At 46.2% G+C, this 24,145-nt stretch carries 24 protein-coding genes; 21 read left to right on the top strand and 3 right to left on the bottom strand.

The genetic code is table 11. The features are described 5' to 3' along the window. Positions 1-128 precede the first annotated feature (128 nt). Together MOJ78_RS18385 and MOJ78_RS18380 are read left to right on the top strand one after the other, a co-directional pair. Positions 129-443 carry a hypothetical protein gene (locus tag MOJ78_RS18385; RefSeq protein WP_304978280.1) on the top strand — a complete coding sequence of 105 codons (315 nt, stop codon included), beginning with the start codon at positions 129-131 and terminating at the stop codon, positions 441-443. A gap of 121 nt (positions 444-564) precedes the next feature. Further along, complete coding sequence (locus MOJ78_RS18380; protein ID WP_304978279.1) at positions 565-1,389, top strand: IS3 family transposase; 825 nt, start codon at positions 565-567, stop codon at positions 1,387-1,389. 136 nt (positions 1,390-1,525) lie between these two features. Here MOJ78_RS18380 and MOJ78_RS18375 read toward each other — a convergent pair whose 3' ends face one another. Further along, positions 1,526-1,906 (bottom strand): YobA family protein, encoded by a 381-nt coding sequence (locus tag MOJ78_RS18375; protein WP_304978774.1) that lies wholly within the window; start codon positions 1,904-1,906, stop codon positions 1,526-1,528. Between the two features lie 290 nt (positions 1,907-2,196). On the opposite strand from MOJ78_RS18375, the gene uvrB reads away from it, so the two are divergent. From uvrB to MOJ78_RS18350, 5 genes are all read left to right on the top strand, one after another. Continuing rightward, positions 2,197-4,176 (top strand): excinuclease ABC subunit UvrB, encoded by a 1,980-nt coding sequence (gene uvrB / locus MOJ78_RS18370; RefSeq protein ID WP_304978773.1) that lies wholly within the window; start codon positions 2,197-2,199, stop codon positions 4,174-4,176. Positions 4,177-4,181: 5 nt separating this feature from the next. Continuing rightward, the gene (gene uvrA / locus MOJ78_RS18365; protein ID WP_304978772.1) at positions 4,182-7,055 is read left to right on the top strand and encodes an excinuclease ABC subunit UvrA; all 2,874 of its coding nucleotides are present in this window, start codon (positions 4,182-4,184) and stop codon (positions 7,053-7,055) included. Positions 7,056-7,718: 663 nt separating this feature from the next. Further along, complete coding sequence (locus tag MOJ78_RS18360; RefSeq protein ID WP_304978771.1) at positions 7,719-8,027, top strand: magnetosome magnetite crystal formation protein family; 309 nt, start codon at positions 7,719-7,721, stop codon at positions 8,025-8,027. Between the two features lie 99 nt (positions 8,028-8,126). Further along, positions 8,127-9,230 carry a DUF4097 family beta strand repeat-containing protein gene (locus MOJ78_RS18355; protein WP_304978770.1) on the top strand — a complete coding sequence of 368 codons (1,104 nt, stop codon included), beginning with the start codon at positions 8,127-8,129 and terminating at the stop codon, positions 9,228-9,230. 12 nt (positions 9,231-9,242) lie between these two features. After that, a complete protein-coding gene (locus tag MOJ78_RS18350) occupies positions 9,243-9,605 on the top strand; it encodes a phage holin family protein (protein ID WP_304978769.1) in 363 nt (120 codons plus the stop codon). 230 nt (positions 9,606-9,835) lie between these two features. Here the strand turns inward: MOJ78_RS18350 and MOJ78_RS18345 are convergent, their stop codons facing one another. After that, positions 9,836-10,297 (bottom strand): GNAT family N-acetyltransferase, encoded by a 462-nt coding sequence (locus MOJ78_RS18345; RefSeq protein WP_304978768.1) that lies wholly within the window; start codon positions 10,295-10,297, stop codon positions 9,836-9,838. Between the two features lie 182 nt (positions 10,298-10,479). Here MOJ78_RS18345 and hprK point away from each other — a divergent pair, with 182 nt between their 5' ends. The 6 genes from hprK (at position 10,480) to MOJ78_RS18315 (ending at position 15,200) form a co-directional block, all read left to right on the top strand. Further along, complete coding sequence (gene hprK / locus MOJ78_RS18340) at positions 10,480-11,421, top strand: HPr(Ser) kinase/phosphatase (protein ID WP_304978767.1); 942 nt, start codon at positions 10,480-10,482, stop codon at positions 11,419-11,421. A 201-nt stretch (positions 11,422-11,622) separates the two neighbouring features. Further along, the gene (gene lgt / locus MOJ78_RS18335) at positions 11,623-12,435 is read left to right on the top strand and encodes a prolipoprotein diacylglyceryl transferase (RefSeq protein ID WP_304978766.1); all 813 of its coding nucleotides are present in this window, start codon (positions 11,623-11,625) and stop codon (positions 12,433-12,435) included. A 72-nt stretch (positions 12,436-12,507) separates the two neighbouring features. Further along, positions 12,508-13,455, top strand: coding sequence for a nucleoside recognition domain-containing protein (locus MOJ78_RS18330; RefSeq protein ID WP_304981305.1), 948 nt, complete (start codon positions 12,508-12,510; stop codon positions 13,453-13,455). Further along, the gene (ppaX, locus tag MOJ78_RS18325; protein ID WP_304978765.1) at positions 13,452-14,123 is read left to right on the top strand and encodes a pyrophosphatase PpaX; all 672 of its coding nucleotides are present in this window, start codon (positions 13,452-13,454) and stop codon (positions 14,121-14,123) included. The genes MOJ78_RS18330 and ppaX overlap by 4 nt, the downstream gene beginning before the upstream one ends. Continuing rightward, entirely contained in the window at positions 14,095-14,622 is a 528-nt protein-coding gene (locus tag MOJ78_RS18320; RefSeq protein WP_304978764.1) for an acyltransferase, read from the top strand. Before ppaX ends, MOJ78_RS18320 begins: the two co-directional genes overlap by 29 nt. A 44-nt stretch (positions 14,623-14,666) precedes the next feature. Next, entirely contained in the window at positions 14,667-15,200 is a 534-nt protein-coding gene (locus tag MOJ78_RS18315) for a hypothetical protein (RefSeq protein WP_304978763.1), read from the top strand. Between the two features lie 307 nt (positions 15,201-15,507). On the opposite strand, the gene cax is transcribed toward MOJ78_RS18315, so the two are convergent. Then, positions 15,508-16,569: a calcium/proton exchanger gene (gene cax / locus MOJ78_RS18310; RefSeq protein WP_304978762.1), complete on the bottom strand. Its 1,062-nt coding sequence runs from the start codon at positions 16,567-16,569 to the stop codon at positions 15,508-15,510. A 267-nt stretch (positions 16,570-16,836) separates the two neighbouring features. Here cax and MOJ78_RS18305 point away from each other — a divergent pair, with 267 nt between their 5' ends. Genes MOJ78_RS18305 through hisIE form a run of 8 tightly spaced genes read left to right on the top strand, consistent with a single transcriptional unit; the run spans position 16,837 to position 23,383 of the window. After that, the gene (locus tag MOJ78_RS18305) at positions 16,837-18,024 is read left to right on the top strand and encodes an ATP phosphoribosyltransferase regulatory subunit (RefSeq protein ID WP_304978761.1); all 1,188 of its coding nucleotides are present in this window, start codon (positions 16,837-16,839) and stop codon (positions 18,022-18,024) included. Further along, a complete protein-coding gene (gene hisG, locus MOJ78_RS18300; RefSeq protein WP_304978760.1) occupies positions 18,017-18,661 on the top strand; it encodes an ATP phosphoribosyltransferase in 645 nt (214 codons plus the stop codon). The genes MOJ78_RS18305 and hisG overlap by 8 nt, the downstream gene beginning before the upstream one ends. Continuing rightward, a complete protein-coding gene (gene hisD / locus MOJ78_RS18295; protein WP_304978759.1) occupies positions 18,658-19,926 on the top strand; it encodes a histidinol dehydrogenase in 1,269 nt (422 codons plus the stop codon). Before hisG ends, hisD begins: the two co-directional genes overlap by 4 nt. Positions 19,927-19,929: 3 nt before the next feature. Beyond that, positions 19,930-20,523, top strand: a complete 594-nt coding sequence (hisB, locus tag MOJ78_RS18290) for an imidazoleglycerol-phosphate dehydratase HisB (RefSeq protein WP_304978758.1) — start codon at positions 19,930-19,932, stop codon at positions 20,521-20,523. Positions 20,524-20,527: 4 nt separating this feature from the next. After that, the gene (gene hisH / locus MOJ78_RS18285; protein ID WP_304978757.1) at positions 20,528-21,157 is read left to right on the top strand and encodes an imidazole glycerol phosphate synthase subunit HisH; all 630 of its coding nucleotides are present in this window, start codon (positions 20,528-20,530) and stop codon (positions 21,155-21,157) included. A 6-nt stretch (positions 21,158-21,163) separates the two neighbouring features. Next, the gene (hisA, locus tag MOJ78_RS18280) at positions 21,164-21,895 is read left to right on the top strand and encodes a 1-(5-phosphoribosyl)-5-[(5-phosphoribosylamino)methylideneamino]imidazole-4-carboxamide isomerase (RefSeq protein ID WP_304978756.1); all 732 of its coding nucleotides are present in this window, start codon (positions 21,164-21,166) and stop codon (positions 21,893-21,895) included. Position 21,896: 1 nt separating this feature from the next. Continuing rightward, complete coding sequence (gene hisF / locus MOJ78_RS18275; RefSeq protein ID WP_304978755.1) at positions 21,897-22,655, top strand: imidazole glycerol phosphate synthase subunit HisF; 759 nt, start codon at positions 21,897-21,899, stop codon at positions 22,653-22,655. Beyond that, positions 22,652-23,383 (top strand): bifunctional phosphoribosyl-AMP cyclohydrolase/phosphoribosyl-ATP diphosphatase HisIE, encoded by a 732-nt coding sequence (gene hisIE / locus MOJ78_RS18270; protein WP_304978754.1) that lies wholly within the window; start codon positions 22,652-22,654, stop codon positions 23,381-23,383. The genes hisF and hisIE overlap by 4 nt, the downstream gene beginning before the upstream one ends. Positions 23,384-24,145 lie beyond the last annotated feature (762 nt).

Raw genomic sequence — 24,145 nt, 5'->3', positions numbered from 1 at the left:
GTTAATTTACGGATTTCGCAATTAATATCGATTTTCCTTTTAGGCCCCCTAAATCATTTAGACACCAAAATCATTCTCCCTTATATTAAAAATAAGCTATTTTAGCTACTTGGGGGAGGTGATTGGTTATGCCGAAGAAAAAAATTGAGGTATTAGAGGAAGTAAAAAAACAATATGTCCGGATGGCCCTCGAGACCAATAAGATGAGTTCCACGGCAAAGGGTGCGGGGATTTCCACAGAGACCCTCCGAAAGTGGATGAGGACCTATGAAGATGAGGTTCGAGATGAAATGGAAGTTGAAGGAACAGAGGCCTTAACCCCACAAACATCCAGAAAAGAATTAGAAAAGAAATATGATCATGCCATGAAGCTACTAGGCGAAAAAGAATTAGAAGTAGCGATGTTGAGGGAACTTCTTAAAAAAAACAAATCCCAATACTAGTGCAGCTTGAAGAAATCAAAATGTGGGTGCAAGAAGGGTTTTCTGTGATCAAAGCGACAGAGGCTTTCAACTTCACCAGGTCACTCTATTATTATTACGAGGCCAAGGGGGCAAAGAGGACGTGAAAAAAAGAGGGCGGCCGATTCCGGGCTACTCGGTATCCAATCAAGGGGAAAAGATTCCGGATGCGCAAATCGCAGAATATCTGATGGAACTTTATTGGGACGAGTGGTTGGGAGCTATGGGCTACAAAAAATGGACCCTATATCTAAAAGACCACCACTCCCTGATCATTAGTAAGCATAAAGTGTACCGGATGTGTAAAGGGCTAGGAATTCTAAAAAAACCGAACACAAAAAAAGCAAAACACCCAAGAAAACTTGCGAGAAATCGTACGATTACAGGCTCGAATCAACTCTGGCAAGTCGACATCAAATATGGAAACATAACGGATTCCAACGCCTTCTTTTACGTGTGTAGTGCGATTGACGTTTATGATCGAACCATTGTTGGTTATTATTGTGGATCGGTTTGTAAGGCGAAACATATTACAACGATGTTGACAAAAGCACTTATACGTCGGAAAGTGCACTTTAAATCTGGGGAATTTGAGAAGAAGCTGATTCTTCGAACCGATAACGGACCCCAGTTTGTGAGCGAAGACTTTGGCAACTTTTGTGACCATCACAAGGTCTATCATGAGCGAATTCCAAAGAAGACACCAGACATGAATGCTTATATTGAGTCCTTTCACAGTGTGTTACAGAGAGAGTGTTTTGACCGATATGCATTTGGATTTTACGAAGAAGCCTTTTATTATGTGGATCAATATATCGCTTTCTATAACCATTCTCGTTATCACGGAAGCTTGAAGCCACACACGCCTCAGAAGTATTATGACTTATCTCGAAGAGGGCAGATCCCGAGCACAAAAGTGAAATTATAGAAATTCTACGATAGAAGGAGAATGGCTGGGCATGTGTCCAAAATAAGGGGGCCCAGCCGTTTCCGCACGATCAACCGAATGGTAACGCGTTTTTTAACCCCAATCTTGGATAGAGTGTCCTTACATTCCCGAGTTTTCAATCCACATCCTCTAAAATCTCCACTTTCCCGGCTTCCGCTTGGGCAGGATAGGATTCTAGGATCGGCCCCACCGTCCAGACCTCAACCTTTTGTCCGATTTTAAAAGAGTCAGGCGTTTTCACCTTGATCCAGAACGCACCGCCATGATAGGTTGAAAGGTCGTTAGGATCGAAGTCTTCCAGCTGCTCTTTCGTAATGTCTTCTAAAACGAGAATTTGGGGAGCATTGATAGCGCTGATGTAGCCTTTGATTGATTGTTCCGATAGATTATCCCCGGAGACGTCATTTCTCACAAGTGGTAACGTATCGGAACCACCGCAACCGGGCATGATAAGAATAAAAGCAAGAATGATAGACCAATAGAACCATTTTTTCATTACATAAACCTCCGTTCATTTCGATCTGACTTCATCAATGTCAGGTTTCTCCTAATCTTTAGACGGAAACGGCACGGTCATCGTTTCAAGTGAAATAGTATGGAAAATCTTGATAGGCGAATGTAAGTTCGTTTTTCTTGTTATTTATTGCGTCTCCTGTGCTATAATGTTGGATAGAGATTAATAAGTAAGTATTTAAAAATGTGCGGATTGTGCAGGCTTCAAGGGGCAAAAGGATTGCATATTTGTACGTTTTGAACATCCTTATTTCGGAATAGGAGGGACCGGTCGTGAACAATCAGTTTGAGCTTGTATCGAAATATACGCCGCAGGGCGATCAACCGAGTGCAATCAAAGAGCTCGTCAAGGGAATCAAATCCGGGAAGCGGCATCAGACGTTGCTCGGGGCGACAGGAACGGGTAAAACGTTTACGATGTCGAACGTCATCCAGCAGGTGAACAAACCGACGCTCGTCATTGCTCATAATAAGACGCTTGCGGGACAGCTGTACAGTGAATTCAAGGAGTATTTCCCGAATAATGCGGTCGAATATTTCGTAAGTTACTATGATTATTACCAGCCTGAAGCGTATATCCCTCAATCGGATACGTTCATTGAAAAAGATGCGAGCATTAACGATGAGATCGATAAACTGCGTCACTCAGCGACCTCTTCCCTTTTTGAACGGAATGACGTCATTATCATCGCCAGTGTCTCGTGCATTTACGGTTTAGGTAATCCGGAAGAATATCGCGAACTCGTCGTTTCGCTCAGGTCCGGCATGGAAAAAGATCGTGACCAACTGCTTCACGACTTGGTTGATATCCAGTATGCACGGAACGACATTAACTTCACACGCGGAACGTTCCGGGTTCGTGGTGATGTAGTGGAAATTTTCCCGGCATCGCGCGACGAGCATTGTATGCGTGTGGAATTTTTCGGGGATGAAATCGATCGGATCACCGAGGTCGATGCACTGACTGGAGAAATTCTCGGTGAAAGAAGCCATGTGGCGATTTTCCCGGCTTCCCACTTCGTTACGCGTGAGGAAAAGATGAAGGTTGCGATCGAACGGATAAAGGAAGAGCTCGAGGAACGTCTGAAGGAGTTGAAGGCAGAGGACAAATTGCTTGAAGCCCAGCGGATTGAACAACGGACCCGTTATGACATCGAGATGATGCAGGAGATGGGGTTCTGTTCAGGAATCGAGAACTATTCGCGGCATTTGACGTTGCGACCGGCTGGCTCGACGCCTTACACGCTGATGGATTACTTCCCAGAGGACTTTTTACTGATGGTTGATGAATCGCATGTGAGCCTGCCTCAGGTCCGTGGTATGTACAATGGGGACCAAGCGCGGAAACAGGTACTTGTTGAACATGGATTCCGGCTGCCATCCGCTAAGGATAATCGGCCGCTCATGTTTGATGAGTTTGAGAAAAAGTTCCAGCAGGCGGTATATGTGTCGGCAACGCCTGGTCCGTATGAGCTTGAGCATTCACCGGAAATGACCGAGCAGATCATTCGACCGACCGGACTGCTGGATCCGACTATTGACGTCCGTCCAATCGAAGGTCAAATCGATGACTTGATGGATGAGATTCAAATTCGTGTGGAGAAGAAGGAGCGGGTCCTTGTCACGACGTTAACGAAAAAAATGTCGGAGGATCTCACCGATTATTTACAGGAAAACGGCGTCAAAGTCCGTTACTTGCATTCGGAGATCAAAACGCTTGAGCGGATTGAAATCATTCGCGATTTAAGACGGGGTGTGTTTGACGTCCTCGTCGGGATCAACCTGCTTCGGGAAGGGCTTGATATTCCTGAGGTGTCGCTCGTTGCGATTCTTGATGCGGATAAGGAAGGGTTCCTGCGCTCAGAGCGGTCTCTTATTCAGACGACCGGTCGTGCAGCCCGAAATTCTAACGGCCATGTCATTATGTATGCAGATAAAATAACGAACTCGATGCGGATTGCGATCGATGAAACCGAGCGTCGGCGAAACACGCAGATTGAATATAATGAAAAACACGGAATCACACCACAGACGATCGAAAAAGCAATACCAGACCTGATCCGGGTGACCACTGCGGCTGAAGACAGCGATATGGATGGCAAAAAAGTACCAGTTCAGAAGATGAACAAAAAGGATCGCGAACAGGTCATTGAACGAATGGAAAAGGAAATGAAGCAAGCGGCGAAGGATCTCAACTTCGAGCGGGCTGCCGAGCTTCGTGATTTGGTTTTAGAGCTTAAAGCGGAAGGATGACTCGAATGGCAAATGAAAACATTACGATAAAAGGGGCACGCGAACACAATTTGAAAAACATCGATGTGTCGATTCCTCGGAACAAGCTCGTCGTGCTGACTGGGCTATCGGGTTCAGGGAAATCTTCACTCGCTTTTGATACGATTTATGCGGAGGGGCAGCGCCGGTATGTCGAGTCGCTGTCCGCCTATGCGCGTCAGTTCCTCGGGCAGATGGACAAGCCGGACGTCGATTCAATCGAAGGGCTTTCTCCGGCAATCTCCATCGATCAGAAGACGACGAGCAAAAACCCGCGATCGACTGTTGGAACCGTTACTGAGATTTATGACTATCTACGTCTGTTGTTCGCACGGATCGGGAACCCGGTCTGTCCGAACCATGATGTTGAGATCACGTCCCAAACGGTTCAACAGATGGTCGACCGGATTATGGAGTACACGGAACGCACCAAGCTTCAGATCCTTGCACCTGTCGTTTCCGGACGGAAGGGTGAACACGTCAAGGTTTTCGAGGATATTAAAAAGCAAGGCTATGTCCGGGTCCGTGTTGACGGAGAGATCCAAGACGTAAGTGAGGACATTAAGCTTGAAAAGAATAAAAAGCACTCGATCGAGATTGTGATCGATCGGATCGTTGTCAAGGACGGGGTTGAAACACGTCTAGCCGATTCCCTTGAAACGGCACTGAATATTGCAGACGGAAAAGTGATCGTTGATGTAATTGGAGAAGAAGAATTGTTGTTCAGTCAGCATCATGCTTGTCCGTATTGCGGTTTTTCGATCGGAGAGCTGGAACCGCGCTTGTTCTCGTTCAACAGTCCGTTCGGTGCATGTCCGAGCTGTGATGGGCTTGGTACGAAGCTTGAGGTCGACCTTGACCTCGTCATTCCAGACTGGGATCGTTCGCTTAAGGACCATGCGCTTGCCCCTTGGGAACCGCAAAGCTCACAATATTACCCGCAGCTTTTAAAAAGCGTGTGCGATCATTACGGTATCGATATGGATGTTCCGGTCAAAAATCTGCCGAAATCACAGCTGGATAAAGTATTGTACGGCAGTGGAAGGGATAAGATCCACTTCCGCTATGAAAACGATTTTGGTCAGGTGCGTGAAAACAAAATCATGTTTGAAGGCGTCGTTCCGAATATTAAGCGCCGTTACCATGAAACGAGCTCCGATTATATTCGTGAGCAGATGGAAGGATACATGGCTCGGAAGCCTTGTCCGACTTGTGACGGTTACCGCCTAAAAGAGGAAGCACGAGCGGTACGGATTCGCGGAAACCATATCGGAAACATAACGGAGCTGTCGGTTAAGGACGCACAAAGCTTATTTAATACACTGGAGCTTACAGAAAAGGAACTGCAAATCGGTCGGTTGATTTTACGTGAGATCAACGACAGACTTGGGTTTCTTGTCAATGTCGGGCTTGATTACCTGACGCTCAGCCGTTCGGCAGGGACACTTTCGGGCGGGGAAGCCCAGAGGATTCGGTTAGCGACACAGGTTGGCTCCCGTTTGACTGGCGTGCTGTACATTTTGGATGAACCTTCAATCGGATTGCATCAACGCGATAACGACCGGTTGATCAATACGCTTGAAGAAATGCGAAGCCTTGGCAATACGTTGATTGTTGTCGAGCATGATGAGGATACGATGCTTGCGGCCGACTACATCATCGACATTGGTCCAGGTGCTGGAGCGCATGGCGGGGTCATTACCTCACAAGGCTCTCCACATGAAATCATGGAGGATGACAACTCGCTGACCGGGAATTATTTATCAGGAAAACGATTCATCCCATTGCCACCAGAACGGCGGAAGTCGGATGGACGTAAATTGACAATCAAAGGGGCGACTGAACACAACCTGAAAAACGTAAAGGTCGATATTCCGATTGGTGTGTTTACTGGAGTGACAGGTGTTTCCGGATCAGGAAAAAGTACGCTCGTCAATGAGATTTTATATAAGTCGCTCGCACAAAAGCTGCACCGGGCAAAGGATAAGCCCGGCGAACACAAAAAGATCGATGGGTTGGATCATATCGATAAGGTGATCGATATCGACCAGTCGCCGATCGGCCGTACGCCTCGCTCAAACCCGGCAACATACATCGGTGTCTTTGATGATATTCGTGATGTGTTTGCTCAGACGAATGAAGCGAAAGTACGCGGCTATAAAAAAGGACGGTTTTCGTTCAATGTCAAAGGCGGCCGTTGTGAAGCGTGTCGTGGAGACGGCATCATCAAAATCGAGATGCACTTTTTACCGGATGTTTATGTTCCGTGTGAGATTTGTCATGGAAAACGATATAACCGGGAAACGCTTGAGGTGAAGTATAAAGGAAAAAACATCGCGGATATTTTGGCGATGACCGTGGAGGAATCGGTTGAATTTTTCGCGAACATTCCTAAGATCAAGCGGAAGGTCCAGACGATGCTTGATGTTGGTCTTGGCTACATTAAGCTTGGCCAATCATCGACGACAATTTCCGGCGGGGAAGCACAGCGTGTCAAACTCGCCTCCCAGCTGCACAAGCGTGCAACCGGAAAGACGCTCTATATTTTAGATGAACCGACGACGGGCCTTCATGTACACGATATTGCCCGACTGTTAACGGTGTTGCAACGTCTTGTCGATAACGGAGATTCGGTGCTTGTCATCGAACATAACCTTGATGTCATAAAAGCGGTCGATCACGTCATCGACCTCGGTCCTGAAGGCGGGGACAAGGGCGGAATGATCGTCGGAACAGGGACACCGGAACAAATCGCGGAAACGAAGGAATCGTACACTGGAAAATATTTAGCGCCGATCCTGAAGCGCGATCGCAAGCGAATGGAAAAGAAGCTGAAGCAGAAAGAATCGGTAGCGAAATAATCGGATATATGCAATAAGGAGGGGGGCTGACTCAAAACTCGTCAGTACCTCCTTCATTATTCAAGTTACACGCCAAAAATTTGTGTTACACGAGAAAAATCCGAGTTGCACGAGGAAAATCTAATTTACGCGAGAAATATCCGAGGTACACGAGAAACCTCCATTTTCCTTTTAATTAAAGGCCGTAAACACTTCCAAAAATAAGAATTTGCACTTACAACTTGAATTTTTCATCAAATATATAAAACTTTTTTCAATGATATGAAGACTGGAACAACTTGAAGGGATTTCCATTTTGGGTCAGTCTCTTCATTGTGTAAAAAGTGCAGTTTAAGGTCATTATAACGACAAGTGGAAAAGACATAGAGGTCGTATAGTTCCCTCCAGATGCATAGAATTCAATTCAAGGTAATCATAGACAGCCAAAACAAGATGCCAGCCGTAATCGAGCTTCACTAGATTGGTAATTTATGGAGAAGGAAGCCTTTTAAGTTAATCTTTGAAGGCTTTTTCTGTTTTTTGTCGAAAGAAAATAGGGGAGAGGTACGAACTGAAACGAACTGGTTCGAAATCAAACCGGAAGTTTTTAAGACTTAGGTCAGCCCCTGCCTGCATAACATTTAGTACGGAGCACTTCTATTTTCAGTCTGAATGGAGGAGAATATGGTGTCATCGTCCGAAAAGGTCATTTCATCATTAAGCTATCTTAGTATATTCTGTGCGCCCTTTTTGGTTGCCGCAATTATTTATTTGACGATAGACGACAAAGAAGTGAGAGAACATGCTGAAACGGCATTAAGGGCTCATCTGATTCCGATTGTCTCGCTTGCGCTATTATCAATCTCGTTTTTTGAATTAGGACAGATCTTTAATACGGTGACGATCACCTGTATCGTTATATTCGGTGGGGTCACTCTTGTCGGGGTCATTTGGAATGTCGTTAAAGGTGTCAAAATCTTAAAGAACAAGTAAATGTGCGGGCATGTTGAAACAAATTTCGGAAAATGGGGGTTTGGACATGCTTTTTTACATATAAAAGAGGTAGTTGAAAAATGAAAAGGGGAGTGCGGCATGGAAGAACGAAAAATGATCTTGCGTATGTTGGATGAAGGGAAAGTTACATCCAATGAAGCGGTTGAACTTCTAAAAGCGGTCGGGGAAACGGGAACCGTTGAGCAAAAAACGAGCGCTGAAGTGACTACACATACTACGGGTGACGACAATTCCGAACAAACCCGCCAGGAAAAGCAAAAAGAGCATCAGAAAAGGGAAAGCTCAACTGTAAATAAGTTTTCGGGCTTTTTGGATAAAGTAATAACGAAACTAAAGGACACCGATTTTGATTTGAATTTTGGGCAATCGTTGCCTGTTGATCATGTTTTTCAAGAGAATGACAGTCCGGTTGACCGAATCAACGTACAAATTACGAATGGCGGTATTCAGTTGCACCCGTGGGAGGAAGAAAGTGTTCGAGTCGAATGTCACGCGACAGTATACCGTGTCCAAACACAAGAGGAAGCGAAGTCCTATTTTATGAACAACGCTCACTTTGGGATCGAATCAGGTGAGCTGAAGTTTCTGGTCGATGAGAACAAGCTGAAGGTTCAAGCACATATGTTTGTTCCGAAGAAAATGTATGAGGAAATTCAGCTCCGTACATCGAATGGCTCGATTACGGCAGCAGATTTACAAACTGGAAAGGTGAACATTCGAACGTCTAATGGCGCGGTGACCCTCAATCAATTCGAAGGGAACTCGCTGAATGCATCGACGTCTAATGGAAAAATCAAGCTTGAAAATGGGAAATGGAAGAAAACAAAGCTGGAGACACTCAACGGTGCGATTCGAGTGGATGGCAGTTACGAGGACGTGGAAGCAGAGACGTTAAATGGGGCGATCACTTTCGTGCTGAATGATGCGAACCCAGGTAAAGCTTCATTGAAAACGGTTGCTGGTAAAATTGAAATGCTAATCCCGGAAGGCTTGAAAATCGAAGGAGATTTGAAGGCGACGATCGGGAGCTTGAACTGCTACCTTGATCAGGTGGAAATTTTAAAAGAGAGCAAGGAAGTCGTGCAGAAACGGATGAGCTTTATTGCGAACCATGATGCACCAACGACTTACGAGATCGAAGCTGAGGCGAAGACCGGCTCGATTTCGATTGCAAAAAAGTAAGGAGGAGCCTGCTTGAAGGGTTGGTTGATTTCTTTAGTAGTCAATACGATTGTACTTATGGTTGTTGCCGGGTTCTTTAGCGAATCGTTTTATTTATCCGGTTTAGGTGCCGCAGTAGTTGCGAGTTTTCTACTGTCGGTTATGAACGTGATCGTCAAACCGATCCTCGTGATTTTGACGCTGCCAGTGACAGTGCTAAGCCTCGGGTTGTTCCTGTTTGTTATCAATGCAGTTACGTTGATGCTGACAGCTGGACTGATGGGGGATGCGTTCGAAATTTCTGGATTTGGAATGGCGCTTGGTGCCGCGATCATCATTTCTCTTTTGAACCTGCTGATCAACAACATCATTGTAAAACCACTCCAAAAGAAATAAGCTGATTTCCAGGGGATGACACACCAAGTCATTCCTCTTTTAATTGAAATAGGAAGATTTACGGCCGTAAATCTGTCCGATTGAATATTTTTAGCTCTGAATGCTGGGATAAAAGTGGATTAAGTTCCAATTTTTACATTTTTGAAGGATTTTGAGAAGAGACGGAAGGCGAATTCGAGAAAATACAAGTCTAACTCGGAAAATACAAGTCTAACTCGGAAAATACAAGTCTAACTCGGGTCAATGGTTTTCTTATAATTCGATATCGTGATTCCTTTCCCAGTTATCACTTCATCTCCTACGTGCTCAAACCCGTGTTTTTCATAGAGTCGTCTTGCCGGGTGGTTCTCTTTTCCAGTGGAGACGAGCCAATTGTCATAAGGTAGATGGTCAACGACATATGTGACCATACTGCCCCCGATCCCCCTTTGGAAAAAGTCAGGGTGCACCGCAAGTCGACAAATTGTACACACATCGTCCTCATGTATAATCGAAACCGCCCCGGCCAATCTCTCATTCTCCCAGTATCCATAAAACGTTTCCCCGCAACTTTTCAATTCTTCGACTGTTTCAACCAATGGAGGAATCCGATAAAATCCGATTAAATCTGCTTCTACTTGATAGGATGCCTTTTGCATTTGATGAAGCTCATGTAACTGTGCAGGATCAGAAAGATCTATTTGTTTAATCATTGCCTAGTTCCCCTAACATTCAAATCTTTTCATTCTCTATTCACTCCTTTCGACAGAAAATCTACTCAACCTTTGAGTTTTGGTCGATTTTTGGAAAAATAAGTGTAAATAAAGCATACAAACCAAAAGCATGGTAAAATAAAGGTTGGTACATACGCTAGAGAGTGGGAGTGACCATCAAGATGGAGAACGTGCAAATCAAAGATTTAATTGAAAAATTCCAGCTTGAGCTTGTAAGTGGCGGAGAAGGAATAGAACGTACGATTTCGACGAGCGATATTTCACGACCTGGCCTGGAGATGGCAGGTTATTTTGCGTACTATCCATCCGAACGATTACAATTGCTCGGTAAAACAGAGCTTTCCTTTGTAAGCGGATTAGATGCACGCATTCGCAGAGAGCGTCTTCGTAGGCTTTGTACAGACAAGACTCCTGGAATCGTCGTTTCTAGAGGCTGGGAAATCCCACCTGAACTTGAGGAAGCGACCGAAGAAATGAACGTTCCATTGCTTCGATCACAACTGACAACTACACGACTCAGCAGTCGTTTGACGAATTATCTAGAGAGTAAACTCGCTCCAACGACAGCGATTCATGGCGTACTCGTTGACATCTATGGGATCGGCATCCTGATTACAGGGTCGAGTGGCGTCGGAAAAAGTGAAACCGCACTTGAGCTTGTTAAACGCGGGCACCGTCTTGTTGCGGATGATTCGGTTGAAATTCGCCAGGAGGATGAAACCACTCTTATTGGAAGTTCGCCTGACTTGATTCAACATTTGCTTGAAATCCGTGGAGTCGGTATTATCAACGTAATGACCTTGTTCGGAGCAGGGGCGATCCGTAATTTTAAAAAGATCGCACTGACGATTCATCTTGAGACGTGGGATCCGAACAAAGCATACGATCGACTTGGCCTAGATGAGGAAACAATGAAAATCATCGATTGCAACCTGCCCAGAGTGACGATCCCAGTGCGGCCCGGAAGAAACCTTGCAGTAATCATTGAGGTTGCCGCAATGAACTTCCGATTAAAGCGCATGGGCGTCAATGCAGCGCAGCAATTTTCAGATAAGCTTAATAAGGTGTTGGAGCCGGATACTCCGGATTATGATGACTTTTAGAAAGGAAGTTCGGGCTGACAGGATGTTAGTCAGTTCGATGTTATCACACGGCTTCCACACGGATGTGGTGACTTCGACGTTGTGATAGGACGTTACGTAGTTAGTCGAAGATCCTCTCGGGAACATCCTTAAGCCGCCGAAGGATAAACGGCGAACTTTTGTGTTAGTGAACTCGTATTTTTTATATTAGGAGGTACATAGATGGGTATCGATATTCAGCCTTTGGATAGGGTTGCCTTTGATTTAGGACCCTTGACCGTATACTGGTATGGAATCATCATCGGTTTCGGCGCACTGCTCGGGCTTCTTCTTGCGGTAAGAGAATCACGTCGACTCGGCATGGAAAAGGATGTATTTGTCGATGCCGTTCTTTATGCGGTTCCGATTGCGATTCTTTCCGCACGGATCTATTACGTTGCTTTTGAATGGGACTATTATAAAAACCATCCCGGCGATATTCTAGCGATTTGGGAAGGTGGCATTGCGATACACGGTGCCTTGATCGGATCCGTGCTGACGGTTTACGTATTTACGAAAGTGAAAGGTCTATCGTTTTGGAAGCTCGTTGATATTGCGGCGCCGAGCATTATCCTTGGTCAGGCAATCGGGCGTTGGGGTAATTTTATGAACCAGGAAGCGCATGGCGGAGAGGTTAGCCGAGCGTTTCTGGAGGGTCTGTATTTACCGGACTGGATCATCAATCAAATGTATATTAATGGTGCTTACTATCATCCTACCTTTTTATATGAATCGATTTGGAACATTCTTGGCTTTGTGATGCTGCTCGTGCTGAGACGGTTCAATCCTCGTCGCGGTGAGGTGTTCCTAAGCTATGTAATTTGGTATTCTGTCGGTCGTTTCTTTATCGAGGGTATGAGGACCGACAGCTTGATGCTGACCGATTCTTTGCGGGTTGCACAGGTTATTTCGATTGCGTTGATCGCCGTCAGCGTTATTATAATCATGTATCGTCGTAAAACTGGATTGGCTCAAAAGCGGTACGAAGAGCTGTAATCACTGTAAAGGAACCATTGAAGTTTATGCCAACAGATGAATACACCATGAGAAAGGGGGCGGGGCGTGTTGATGAACACAGTTAAGAAGGGTTTGAAAACCGGGCTTGGAACGACGTGGACACTCGGTAAGGTCATTTTTCCGATTACACTACTCGTGACGATTCTCGGGCAAACCCCTGTTATGGATTGGCTCGTAAAATCAGCTGAGCCTTTGATGAAGTGGATTGGCTTGTCAGGGGAGGCCGCATTGCCGCTCGTGATCGGGAACTTCCTCAATCTGTACGCGGGAATCGGGGCGATTTTGAGTTTAGACTTGACGGTAAAGGAAGTTTTTATCCTTGCTGTGATGCTCTCGTTTTCCCATAACCTGTTGATTGAATCGACGGTCGCCGCCAAAGTAGGGATTAAAATGTGGATCGTCCTCGTCGTGCGGATCGGTCTTGCGCTTATCTCTGCTTTTGTCATCTCTCTCGTCTGGAAGGGCGGGACGGAGCAAGCTGTTTATGGTTTCATCGGCGCAACTGAAGAAAACGTTTCAGGTGTTTGGAACATCATCTGGCTTGGGATTGAAAAAGGCGTAATGGGTATTATCCAGCTGGCGGCAATCGTGATTCCGCTGATGATTTTTAACCAGATCATGAAGGACTTGGGTTGGCTGAGCGTGTTTTCGAGATGGATGTCTCCAATCACAAGGGCACTCGGAATGAGGGAGAACACGTCGACGACTCTTGCCGCTGGACTTACAATCGGGCTCGCATATGGTGCGGGTGTGATGATGCAGGCGGTAAAAGAGGACGGTGTGAAGAAGAAGGATTTATATCTTGCCTTCATTTTTCTCGTTTCCTGTCATGCGGTCGTTGAGGATACGCTGATCTTCATTCCGCTTGGCATTCCGGTTTGGCCGTTATTGATCATCCGCCTCGTCACGGCCATCCTGTTAACGATGATCGTCGCATTTGTTTGGAACCGAATTGATTCAAAGAAAGCAATCGAACAACGAAAGGAAGCCTCTTTATGAAAATAGATACGATTTTATTTGATTTGGATGGAACGTTGATCAACACGAATGAGCTGATCATCGCTTCCTTTACGCATACGTTGGAGAATCATTATCCGGGCCGTTTTACGAGGGAGGATATTTTGCCTTTCATGGGCCAGCCTCTTGCCGATAGTTTTAAAACGGTAGATGAAAAGCAGGTTGAAGCGCTTGTGAAAACGTATAAAGATCATAATCTTGCCCATCATGAAGAGTACGTGCACGCATTCAAAGGTGTGGCCGAAACAGTAAAAACGTTGCATGAAAAAGGGTTCAAGCTCGGGATCGTGACGACGAAAATGAGAGATTCAGTTGAGCTAGGGCTCGAAATTACAGGCTTGGCAAGCTATTTTACGACGATCGTGACGTTGGATGATGTCGAGAATGCGAAGCCTCACCCTGAGCCTGTACTTCGAGCGTTGGACAAGCTTCAATCGGATATTGGTGCTGCGGTCATGGTCGGAGATAGCAAGTATGATATTTTGGCTGGAAAAAATGCGGGAACCTTGACAGCAGGCGTTGCTTGGACGATCAAAGGCAAGTCGTATCTAGCAGATTTCAAGCCTGATTTCATGCTCGAGGAAATGCCGGACTTATTAACGGTTCTGGGAGTGACGTGTAATGAGGAAGACCGAGCGTTATCCTGTTAAGGGAAGCAATGCACTCTGGCAGATCTACAAAACGGTTCCATTTTTAAAAGTGTTGAAAAACTTCGTTGTGATCCAAATCGCACGATATACGCCGATTATCCCCGTGAAAAATTGGTTGTACCGTACGTTTCTGCGGATGGATATTGGGGAACAGACGGCTGTGGCGTTGATGGTCATGGTCGATATCATGTTTCCTGAGCGGATTTCAGTCGGTCGGAATTCAATCATCGGCTACAATACGACAATTCTCGCGCACGAATATTTAATTGATGAATATCGGCTCGGAGATGTTATAATCGGTGATGAAGTGATGATCGGAGCGAACAGTACGATTTTGCCCGGTGTTACGATTGGCGATGGTGCAGTCGTTTCAGCAGGGACACTTGTCCATAAGGATGTACCTGCAGGGGCTTTTGTCGGAGGAAACCCGATGCAAGTCATTTATACGAAAGATCAAATGGACAAGCGTAAACAATTGTCGAAAATAGACGATATATAGATAAATACTTTAAAAGCTTTTTTACGTAAAAGGTGGGGTGTCAAATGAATCAGAAAAAGAGAATGTCAATGATCTACATGAATGGTGAGTTCCGAATGTGTGATGCGTTCATTCGTCCGAATGCAAACCGAAATCAATCGGAAAAAGAAAATGATCAACAGGACCGCTTTTTCTTTTTATCGGCTGTATCACGGCTTCGTGGCAGTGATTATATAAGGGATGCCTACTGGAACGGTAAAGAAGCGGTCGTTCGGTTTGAGAATATCGATCACGTAGCTCCGGACTATCTTGACGACTATGATCATTATTTTGGTTCGAAAATGAAAATCGGTAAACTTTTGCTTGATAACCTCGTCTACCTTTTTAAGGAGCTGCATTATATCTCGATTTTGAAAATTGTCGTCCCGTTTCAGAACAATGAGCTGGTCGTACATATTCATCGCAAACAGCTCGAACGATATTTGAAGACAGACTTCAGCTATTTTAAAAATGTGCACCGTTGCCAGTTCCACTATTACTTCCAGGAGCGTGAAATTCGCCGCTTCGTCCACCGTTACGTGAATTTGGTTTATAAATAGAATGCAAGCCCCGATCTGACCGTGCTCGAACTGGTCTGATCGGGGCTTTTATATTAGAGAGATGTGCAAAATCACGGGTTTTATTCCATATTATGTAAACGCTCCTCATAAACCCTAAAAAAATTTTAATTTTCGCTCATAAACTCGAAAAATTACTCATAAATGAAAAAACCTGAGGTAGAGCTGCATGATCTCCGCCTCAGGTTGATCGTTATTTCATGTTTCGCTTCGAAACCGTCCATAATGAATAATTTTTTTCAAAAAATTATCTGATTAATACTTTCTGTAGAGTCATGGAGGGTCCTACTTAAAGTAAGTAGAAGCCGACGCCCATGATGAAGTAGGCGGCGAGTAGGGTGGCGCCTTCAAACCAGTTCGTATCACCATCGTTTGCGATCGAGTTCGTCAAAAGGACGGCAAGCACCATACTGACGAGCTCCGGAATCGTGAAGACCAGTGCCATCGGTGTTGGGAAAAGCAACGAAAGCAAAACGAGGAGTGGTGCAACGAACATGGCGATCTGTAACGTTGAACCGACTGCGATTTCAACTGCGATGTCCATTTTATTTTTAAAGGCCATGATGATTGCCGACGCGTGTTCCGCTGCATTACCGACGATTGCGACAATGATCACCCCGATAAAGACCTCGCTCCAGCCGAACTGTTCACCGACGGCTTCAAACGTATGGACAAGCGCTTCACTCACATAAGCTACTGCTGCTGTTGCAAGCGCTAGGATCGTGATGGCACGTTTCAAGCTCCATTCAGCCTCTTCCTCCTCATGTGTGTCCTCGTCTCCACCTTCTTGGCTGTAAACGCCTCGATGTGTGACAAGCTTAAACAAGAGTGCACAAAGATAGAGGACAATTAAGATTCCTGATACCCAAATGCTTAGAGTAAGTGCCTCCGCCTCATCAAGGTTCATCGCAAAAATTTCAGGGAAAACGAAGGCGACGACGACCCCGAACATGAGCAATGCGGAATTGTGTCGTGCATCATGGACATTGAATTTCTGTTGTTTATATTTTAGGCCTCCGACAAAGAAGGACAATCCGCCGACGAGCAACAGATTCCCGAGGACAGAGCCTGTCAACGAGGCAAGAACGATCGATATATACCCTGCTTTTAACGCGAAGATGGAAATGATAAGTTCAACTGCATTTCCGAATGTGGCATTCAACAGTCCGCCGATTCGAGGGCCAGAATGGATCGCTAAGCTTTCCGTTGCGCGTCCCATATAGGCAGCGAGGGCAACAATCGTTGAACAGAAAACGATAAACATGATTGTTTGCGGCCAGTGCATCAGATTGCCGGCGACGGATAATGGAACTCCGATCAAAATTGCAATGAAAAATATTTTATTGAACATTACAAGACCCACTTTCAATTCCTTTATTTGCTAACATTTTCATTTTATATCAATCCTATCCAAAATATAAGAAGTTTCTGTGTAAACGATCCTATTAATTCTGTGAAATACGGGTAAACATATGACATACAGGAAAATTTTTTCATTGACGTGTTTCGGTCATATCGGTAGACTACATAATAGGTCTTTACTATGGTAGTTAATTAGCGAACTAAAGCAAATAAGATTTTTTAAAAAAAGTACAATTTATACCGAGGAGTGAGCGGGATGTCGAAGCCGTTAGTGTTTGAAAAACCACTCGGTATGCGTGATACGCTGCCGGATTTATATGAAATCAAGTCCGATGTCCGATCGATTATGGAGCAAGTAGTCCGTCATTGGGGATACCGGTTCATGCAAACACCGACTGTTGAATACTACGATACCGTGGGCGAAGCGTCGGCCACATTGGAACAGCAGCTTTTCAAGCTTCTCGACCAGGAAGGAAAGACACTCGTGCTAAGGCCGGATATGACGGCGCCGATTGCACGGGTTGCGGCATCCAGTCTAAAGGATGAACCGCTTCCGATGCGGTTAGCTTATGCGGCCAATGTTTTTCGAGCCCAACAACAGGAAGGTGGTCGTCCCGCTGAATTCGAGCAATTTGGCGTCGAATTGATTGGGGATGGGACGGTCAGTGGGGACGGTGAGGTGATCGCGCTCATGATCGAAACGCTCCAGCATGCTGGCCTCAACGATTTTCAAGTCGCAGTCGGCCATGTTGGGTATGTGGATGCCTTGTTTATGGAGATTCTCGGCAATGGTGAACGGGTCGAACAACTGAAACGCTACCTCTATGAAAAAAATTATGTCGGGTACCGCCAGCACGTCAAACAGCTGCCGTTGTCATCGATTGACCAACAGAGGTTGTTGCAATTTTTACAATTACGGGGAGACGCATCGATTCTCGAACATGCGGAAGCGCTCATCTCATCAACCCCTGGCTATGAAGCGATTGAAGAGCTGCACCAACTCCGGAAGCTCCTGAAGGCATACGGAGCTACGGACGTGGTACTGCTTGATTTAACACTGGTCAGCCATATGACCTATTACACTGGAGTTGTATTTGAGGGGTATGCCCAGGAGCTTGGATTTCCAATCAGTAATGGCGGGCGGTACGATACGTTGCTATCCCGATTCAATGTCGAAGCCCAGGCGACCGGATTCGGAATTCATCTTGATTCTTTACTTGAAGCGTTGCAGCCTCAAGAAAACAACGGCTTTGTGCATTGCGTTATTTTTACCGAGGAAAACCGAGACGAAGCAATTGCTTTTTCGGTCGATAAAAGGAAATGTGGAGAACGGGTTGTTTTACAGGATCTAAAAGGAATTACGGATATTGATGCATTCACTGGAACGTTTTCAAGTGTCACCTATTTGATCGGGAAGAGGAAGGAGGAAGGGAACGATGACTGAATCATTGACGATCGCGATGCCTAAGGGTCGGATTTTTGAAGAAGCGGTTCAATTGCTGAGGGAAGCCGGTTATCCCCTTCCACCTGAATTTGAGGCATCTCGTAAACTGATCATTGAGATTGAACAAGCGGACCTGAGATTTATCCTTGCGAAGCCGATGGACGTCCCGACGTATGTTGAGCATGGGGTTGCCGATGTCGGAATCGCCGGGAAGGATGTCATGCTTGAGGAAAAACGCGATGTATATGAGGTGCTTGATCTACACATATCCGACTGTCACCTTGCTGTTGCGGGGCTTCCGGGTACAGATCTCGATCCCGTCGCTCCGAAAATCGCTACCAAGTATCCGAATGTGGCGTCCTCCTATTTCCGGTCGCAAGGAAGGCAGGTTGAAATCATCAAATTGAACGGTTCGATTGAGCTGGCACCATTGATTGGGTTGGCGGACCGGATTGTCGACATCGTCTCGACGGGCAGGACGTTAAAGGAAAACGGTTTGATCGAAACAGAAAAAATCACCGACATAACGTCGCGGTTCATCGTCAACCCGGTCAGTTACCGAATGAAGGCAGCGATGATCGATGAGATGGTCGAACGGTTAGAACAGGTTATTGCAAAAAAGGAGAGGGTCACATGAAAGTCCGGACGCTCAATGGGGAAAAGATACGGCGCAGATTGGATCATGGGACAGACGAGCAACGGAAAACGGTCCAGTCGATCTTGGAGCGCGTCAAAAATGAGGGCGACGAGGTTTTATTTGAATTAACGGAAAAATTTGATGGTGCAAAGCTGGACACGCTTAAGGTGAGTGAGAAGGAAATTGAACAAGCGTATCATTCATTGGATGAGGATATGATTGAAATCATTCGTGAAGCGGCTGAAAATATTCGAGTTTACCATGAAAAGCAAATCCAGCAATCGTGGATGATGACAAAGGAAGACGGGTCGGTACTTGGTCAGAAGGTGACACCACTCGATTCTGTCGGTGTCTATGTGCCAGGTGGAACGGCGGAGTATCCTTCCTCGGTGTTGATGGGCATCCTTCCTGCTAAGGTTGCTGGAGTCGAACGGATCGCGCTCATTTCACCGCCACGCCCTGATGGTTCGATGCCCGCAAGTGTCCTCGTTGCGGCAAACGAAGGCGGGGTCACTGAAATTTATAAGGTAGGCGGTGCTCAAGCGATCGGAGCATTTGCATACGGTACCGAATCGATTCCGCCAGTGGACAAAATCGTTGGCCCTGGAAACATATACGTTGCACTGGCGAAACGGGAAGTGTTCGGGCTTGTCGGCATCGATATGATCGCCGGTCCGAGTGAAATCGTAATTTACGCGGACGAGACGGCGGACCCGGTCCTTCTTGCTGCGGATCTATTATCCCAGGCAGAGCATGATCAGCTTGCATCGGCTGTCCTCGTTACAATCTCTCCAAAAGTGGCGAAGGAAACGTCTAAAGAGGTGATCCGCCAGTTGGAATGCTTGCCGCGTAAAGAAATTGCCGAGGCTTCCGTCATCAGCAATGGCGTTATCTATGTGGTGACAACAGAGGATGAAGCGATGGATGCAATCAACGAACTGGCGCCAGAGCATCTGGAACTCGTCGCCGATGAGCCGTTTGAATTGCTTGGAAAAATCAAGCATGCCGGTGCTGTTTTTATCGGGAAAAATAGTGCAGAGCCTATCGGAGATTATTTTGCCGGTCCGAACCACGTGCTCCCGACAAGTGGCACAGCAAGGTTTTCAAGCCCGCTCGGCATCGATGATTTTATCAAGAAGACGAGTGTCATCTATTATAGTACCGATGCACTTTACGATAACGGAAGAAAAATCAGTAAGCTCGCACGGCTCGAGGGGCTTGAAGCTCACGCGAGGGCGATTGATAAACGATTGGAGGACAATTAGCTTATGACACAGGAACGAACATCTACTATTCAGCGAAAAACGAATGAGACCGGTATAGCATTGACGCTTCAAATCGATGGCAGCGGTGCAGCAAGCATGCAGTGCCCTGTTCCATTTTTGAATCATATGCTTGATCTTTTTACGCGCCATGGATTGTTTAACCTTTCTGTTGAAGCGGTAGGGGATACGGAGATTGACGACCATCATACGACCGAGGATATTGCTATTTGTCTCGGGCAAGCACTGCAGGAGGCGCTTGGTGATAAGCAGGGAATCCGCCGCTACGGGAATGCCTTTGTGCCGATGGATGAGGCACTCGCGCAGGCCGTTGTCGATCTTAGCAACCGGCCGCACCTTGAGTTCAACGCTTCCTTTCCTTCGCAAAAGGTTGGAACGTTCGATACAGAGCTTGTTCACGAGTTTTTATGGAAACTTGCATTAGAGTCACGCATGAATTTGCATATTATTGTCCATCACGGGGTAAATACACACCATATGATCGAGGCGATTTTCAAAGCACTCGGAAGGGCATTGGATGAAGCGACAATGCTAGATCCACGTGTGACTGGTGTGCCATCGACGAAAGGAATGCTGTAGCAGGATGATCGGGATCATTGATTACGGGATGGGAAATCTTCATTCGGTCATGAATGCGTTGCGAAGGCTCGAAATCGATCATATTTTATCAGGTGAAAAAAGCGAGCTGGACGAGGTAGATGCACTGCTCCTACCAGGAGTTGGTGCGTTTAAGGACGCAATGCATGCGTTGAAGGAAAGCGGGATGGATCAGTATATCGTCCGCAATGCCCAAGCGGGAAAGCCGATTCTCGGAATATGCCTCGGGATGCAGCTTTTATTTGAGGAGAGCGAGGAGAACGGCATAACAACCGGCTTAGGATTGTTGCCGGGTCGGGTCGTTCGTTTTTCAGGGACGACGGTTGATGGTGCGCATTATAAGGTTCCGCACATGGGATGGAATGAGTTGATCATCAAAAAGCCTGCGTCCCGATTATTAACGGACCTTCAGGCGAATCACGTGTACTTTGTCCATTCGTATTATGTGAAAACCGACAAGAGAAACGTGCTGTTGGCGACGGCCGATTACTATGAGGAAGTTCCTGCGGTTGTCGGGAGTGACACGATTTTCGGAGCGCAATTCCATCCTGAAAAAAGCAGTGTTGCTGGTCTGAAGATTTTGAAAAACTTTGCAAATTACGTACGGGAGAGGTGACATGAGATGCGATTTGATCTATATCCAGCGATTGATATGCGTGGCGGGAAATGTGTTCGCCTTTATCAGGGCGACTACGATCAGGAAACGGTTTATGGGGACTCCCCTTTCGAAATGGCCCAACGATTTGCGGGCGAAGGTGCGAAATGGATTCATATGGTCGATCTAGACGGCGCGAAATCCGCAGGAAAAGTAAATGACAAATACGTCTTGCAGGTCGCAGCTGAATTAGGGATGAAAGTGCAGGTTGGCGGAGGGATCCGTTCAGAGAGGGACATCCGCTACTATCTCGAAAATGGAGTTGATCGGGTCATTCTTGGAAGCATCGCTGTAAACAGACCCGATTTTACGAAACAAATGCTGCAAACATACGGAGATCGGATTGCGATTGGTCTCGATGCGCGGGATGGATATGTCGCGACAGAGGGCTGGTTGAATACGTCTGAAGTCTCCGCGATAGACCTGGCAAGGGAGCTTGTGGACGCCGGGGCAAAAACGCTTATTTTTACCGATATCTCTCGGGATGGGACGTTAACAGGACCGAACCTGTCCGCGATTACGGAAATCGCCGCAGAGACAGGTGCGGAGGTGATTGCATCTGGTGGCGTAAGCTCTTTGGAGGATGTCGGTAAACTTGCTGAGAGCCGTGATGTCGGAATTATTGGTGCGATCGTCGGAAAAGCGTTATATACGAAGCAATTTACGCTGCGAGAAGCACTTGAGAAGGTGACTGGTTAGTATGATTACAAAACGGATCATTCCGTGTCTTGATGTAAAGGATGGCCGGGTCGTGAAGGGCATTCAGTTTGTCGGACTGAAGGATGCCGGCGATCCGATTGAGCTTGCAAAAGCGTACGATGAACAAGGTGCGGACGAACTGATTTTTCTCGATATTTCAGCTTCAAATGAACGTCGAAACATCATTATCGGCCTAGTTGAGCGGGTTGCGGCAACACTTGCGATTCCTTTTACGGTAGGAGGCGGAATCAACTCGCTTGAAGACATCAAGGCGGTTTTACGGGCTGGAGCGGATAAAGTGTCGCTGAACACGGCAGCGGTCAAACAGCCCGAGCTCATTACGATCGGTTCCGAATATTTTGGTTCCCAATGCATCGTGGTCGCGATTGATGCCCGTTATGATAAGGAAATGCGGTCGTGGCGCGTTTACACGAATGGTGGTCAACGTGCAACGGACTGGGACGTGATTGACTGGGCGAAGGAAGCGGTCAAGCGAGGGGCTGGAGAATTGCTGTTGACGAGTATGGATCAGGACGGCGGGAAATCCGGGTTCCATTTAAAGCTGACAAAGGCGGTTCGCGATTCAGTCACCGTGCCTGTGATTGCGTCAGGGGGTGCCGGATCTGCTGATGATTTTTATGAGGTTTTTAAAGTGGCGGATGCTGACGCGGCGTTGGCAGCATCGATTTTTCACTATAAAGAGACGTCGATTACGGCTGTGAAAGAGTTTTTAATAGAACGAGGGGTGAACATACGATGAAAATAGAGGAACTGCGCTTTGATGAGAGCGGCTTGATTCCTTGTGTCGTTCAGGATGTCGGGACTAAAGAGGTTCTGACTCTAGCTTACATGAATGAAGAGTCGCTCGGAAAATCATTGGAAACGCGGGAGACTTGGTTTTATAGCCGGTCCCGTCAGAAACTTTGGCACAAGGGAGAAACGTCTGGGAACACCCAGCGGATCGTTGATTTGCGCTATGACTGTGATCAGGATGCGTTGGTCGCACTCGTGGAGCCATCCGGACCCGCGTGTCACACGGGAAGCAATAGCTGTTTTGGCGGATCATTGCTGGAGTCTGGAGAAAACATCGGCGAAGGCAGGTCTGTGCTGCACGACTGGGATAAAATCGGCGGAGGCAAAGCGATCATAGAGGAAAAGAAGGTCAGTGATGGAGCTCGTTCGGACAGGTTTGCGATATTGTCACAGCTGGAATCGGTGATTGCCGAGCGTGAGAAGGAGCGACCGAAAGATGCCTATACAACGTATCTATTTGAAGAGGGTATCGATAAAATTTTGAAGAAGGTCGGCGAAGAGGCGTCCGAAGTCATTATCGCAGCGAAAAATCGTGATAAAGACGAGTTATCCTGGGAGTCAGCGGACCTTATTTATCATTTGCTTGTCCTTTTGAAGGAGCAAAAGCTACCGCTTGATGATGTTCTATCCGTGCTCGAACAACGGCATATGAAAAAGAGTGAAGACCCGAATTGATGGGACCAGTCAAATCGGGTTTTTCCTATATAGGTGAAGTTGTAAATTCAAGGCACAAGCTGATGAAGTTGAGTGAGTTGGGGCGTGAAATTTCGCAAAACGTAAGTTTTTGGGAAATCTAAAGATTAATTACGAAATCAGAGGCGAAATTTCAAAAATCAACGAATTTATATGGAAAATTTAGGATGTGAAACGGGGCGGATATATCTTCGAAACCGATTCCTGCTTCAAGTTCCTGCACTTTCGCGTCAAAAATAAGATTTCCGCGTCAAACTCCCCTAGTTCCGTGTGAAAAATCAAAATTCCGCGTCAAACTTAGGCATTTCCTCGTGAAAACGAGATTCCTACGCCTACCAGAGGATGTTCACGCATACTCTTTGGGCGAGGAACTACGAGATCCGTGTAAGGAACTGCGAAATCTCCAAATTAACTGCGAAAGTGAAGAAAAAACTGCGAAACGGAGATACATTCTATATTCCACCCAACCGGTAAAATACGGTGTCGAACTTCGTGTCGAATTATCGTATTTAGATAGCATCATCAGCTATGATTCACCAACTTTAGAGGTGATTATTCAAAATTCCATAGCGCATTTCTGTCATAACTCGGGTGCATGCAGACTATAGTCCGCTTACAATTTTCGCAGAGTATTTTAATAGTAATTAACAACTAAGTACCTGTGACAGGAGGATTTACATCCGTAAATCTATCCAATTAATGAACATTTCTTGAGCCCCATGTACGAATCTAAAATAAAAAAGT

It is taken from the genome of Alkalihalobacillus sp. AL-G (genome assembly GCF_030643805.1).
Taxonomy (GTDB): domain Bacteria; phylum Bacillota; class Bacilli; order Bacillales; family Fictibacillaceae; genus Pseudalkalibacillus.
This window is presented reverse-complemented; position numbering and strand designations above follow the sequence as displayed.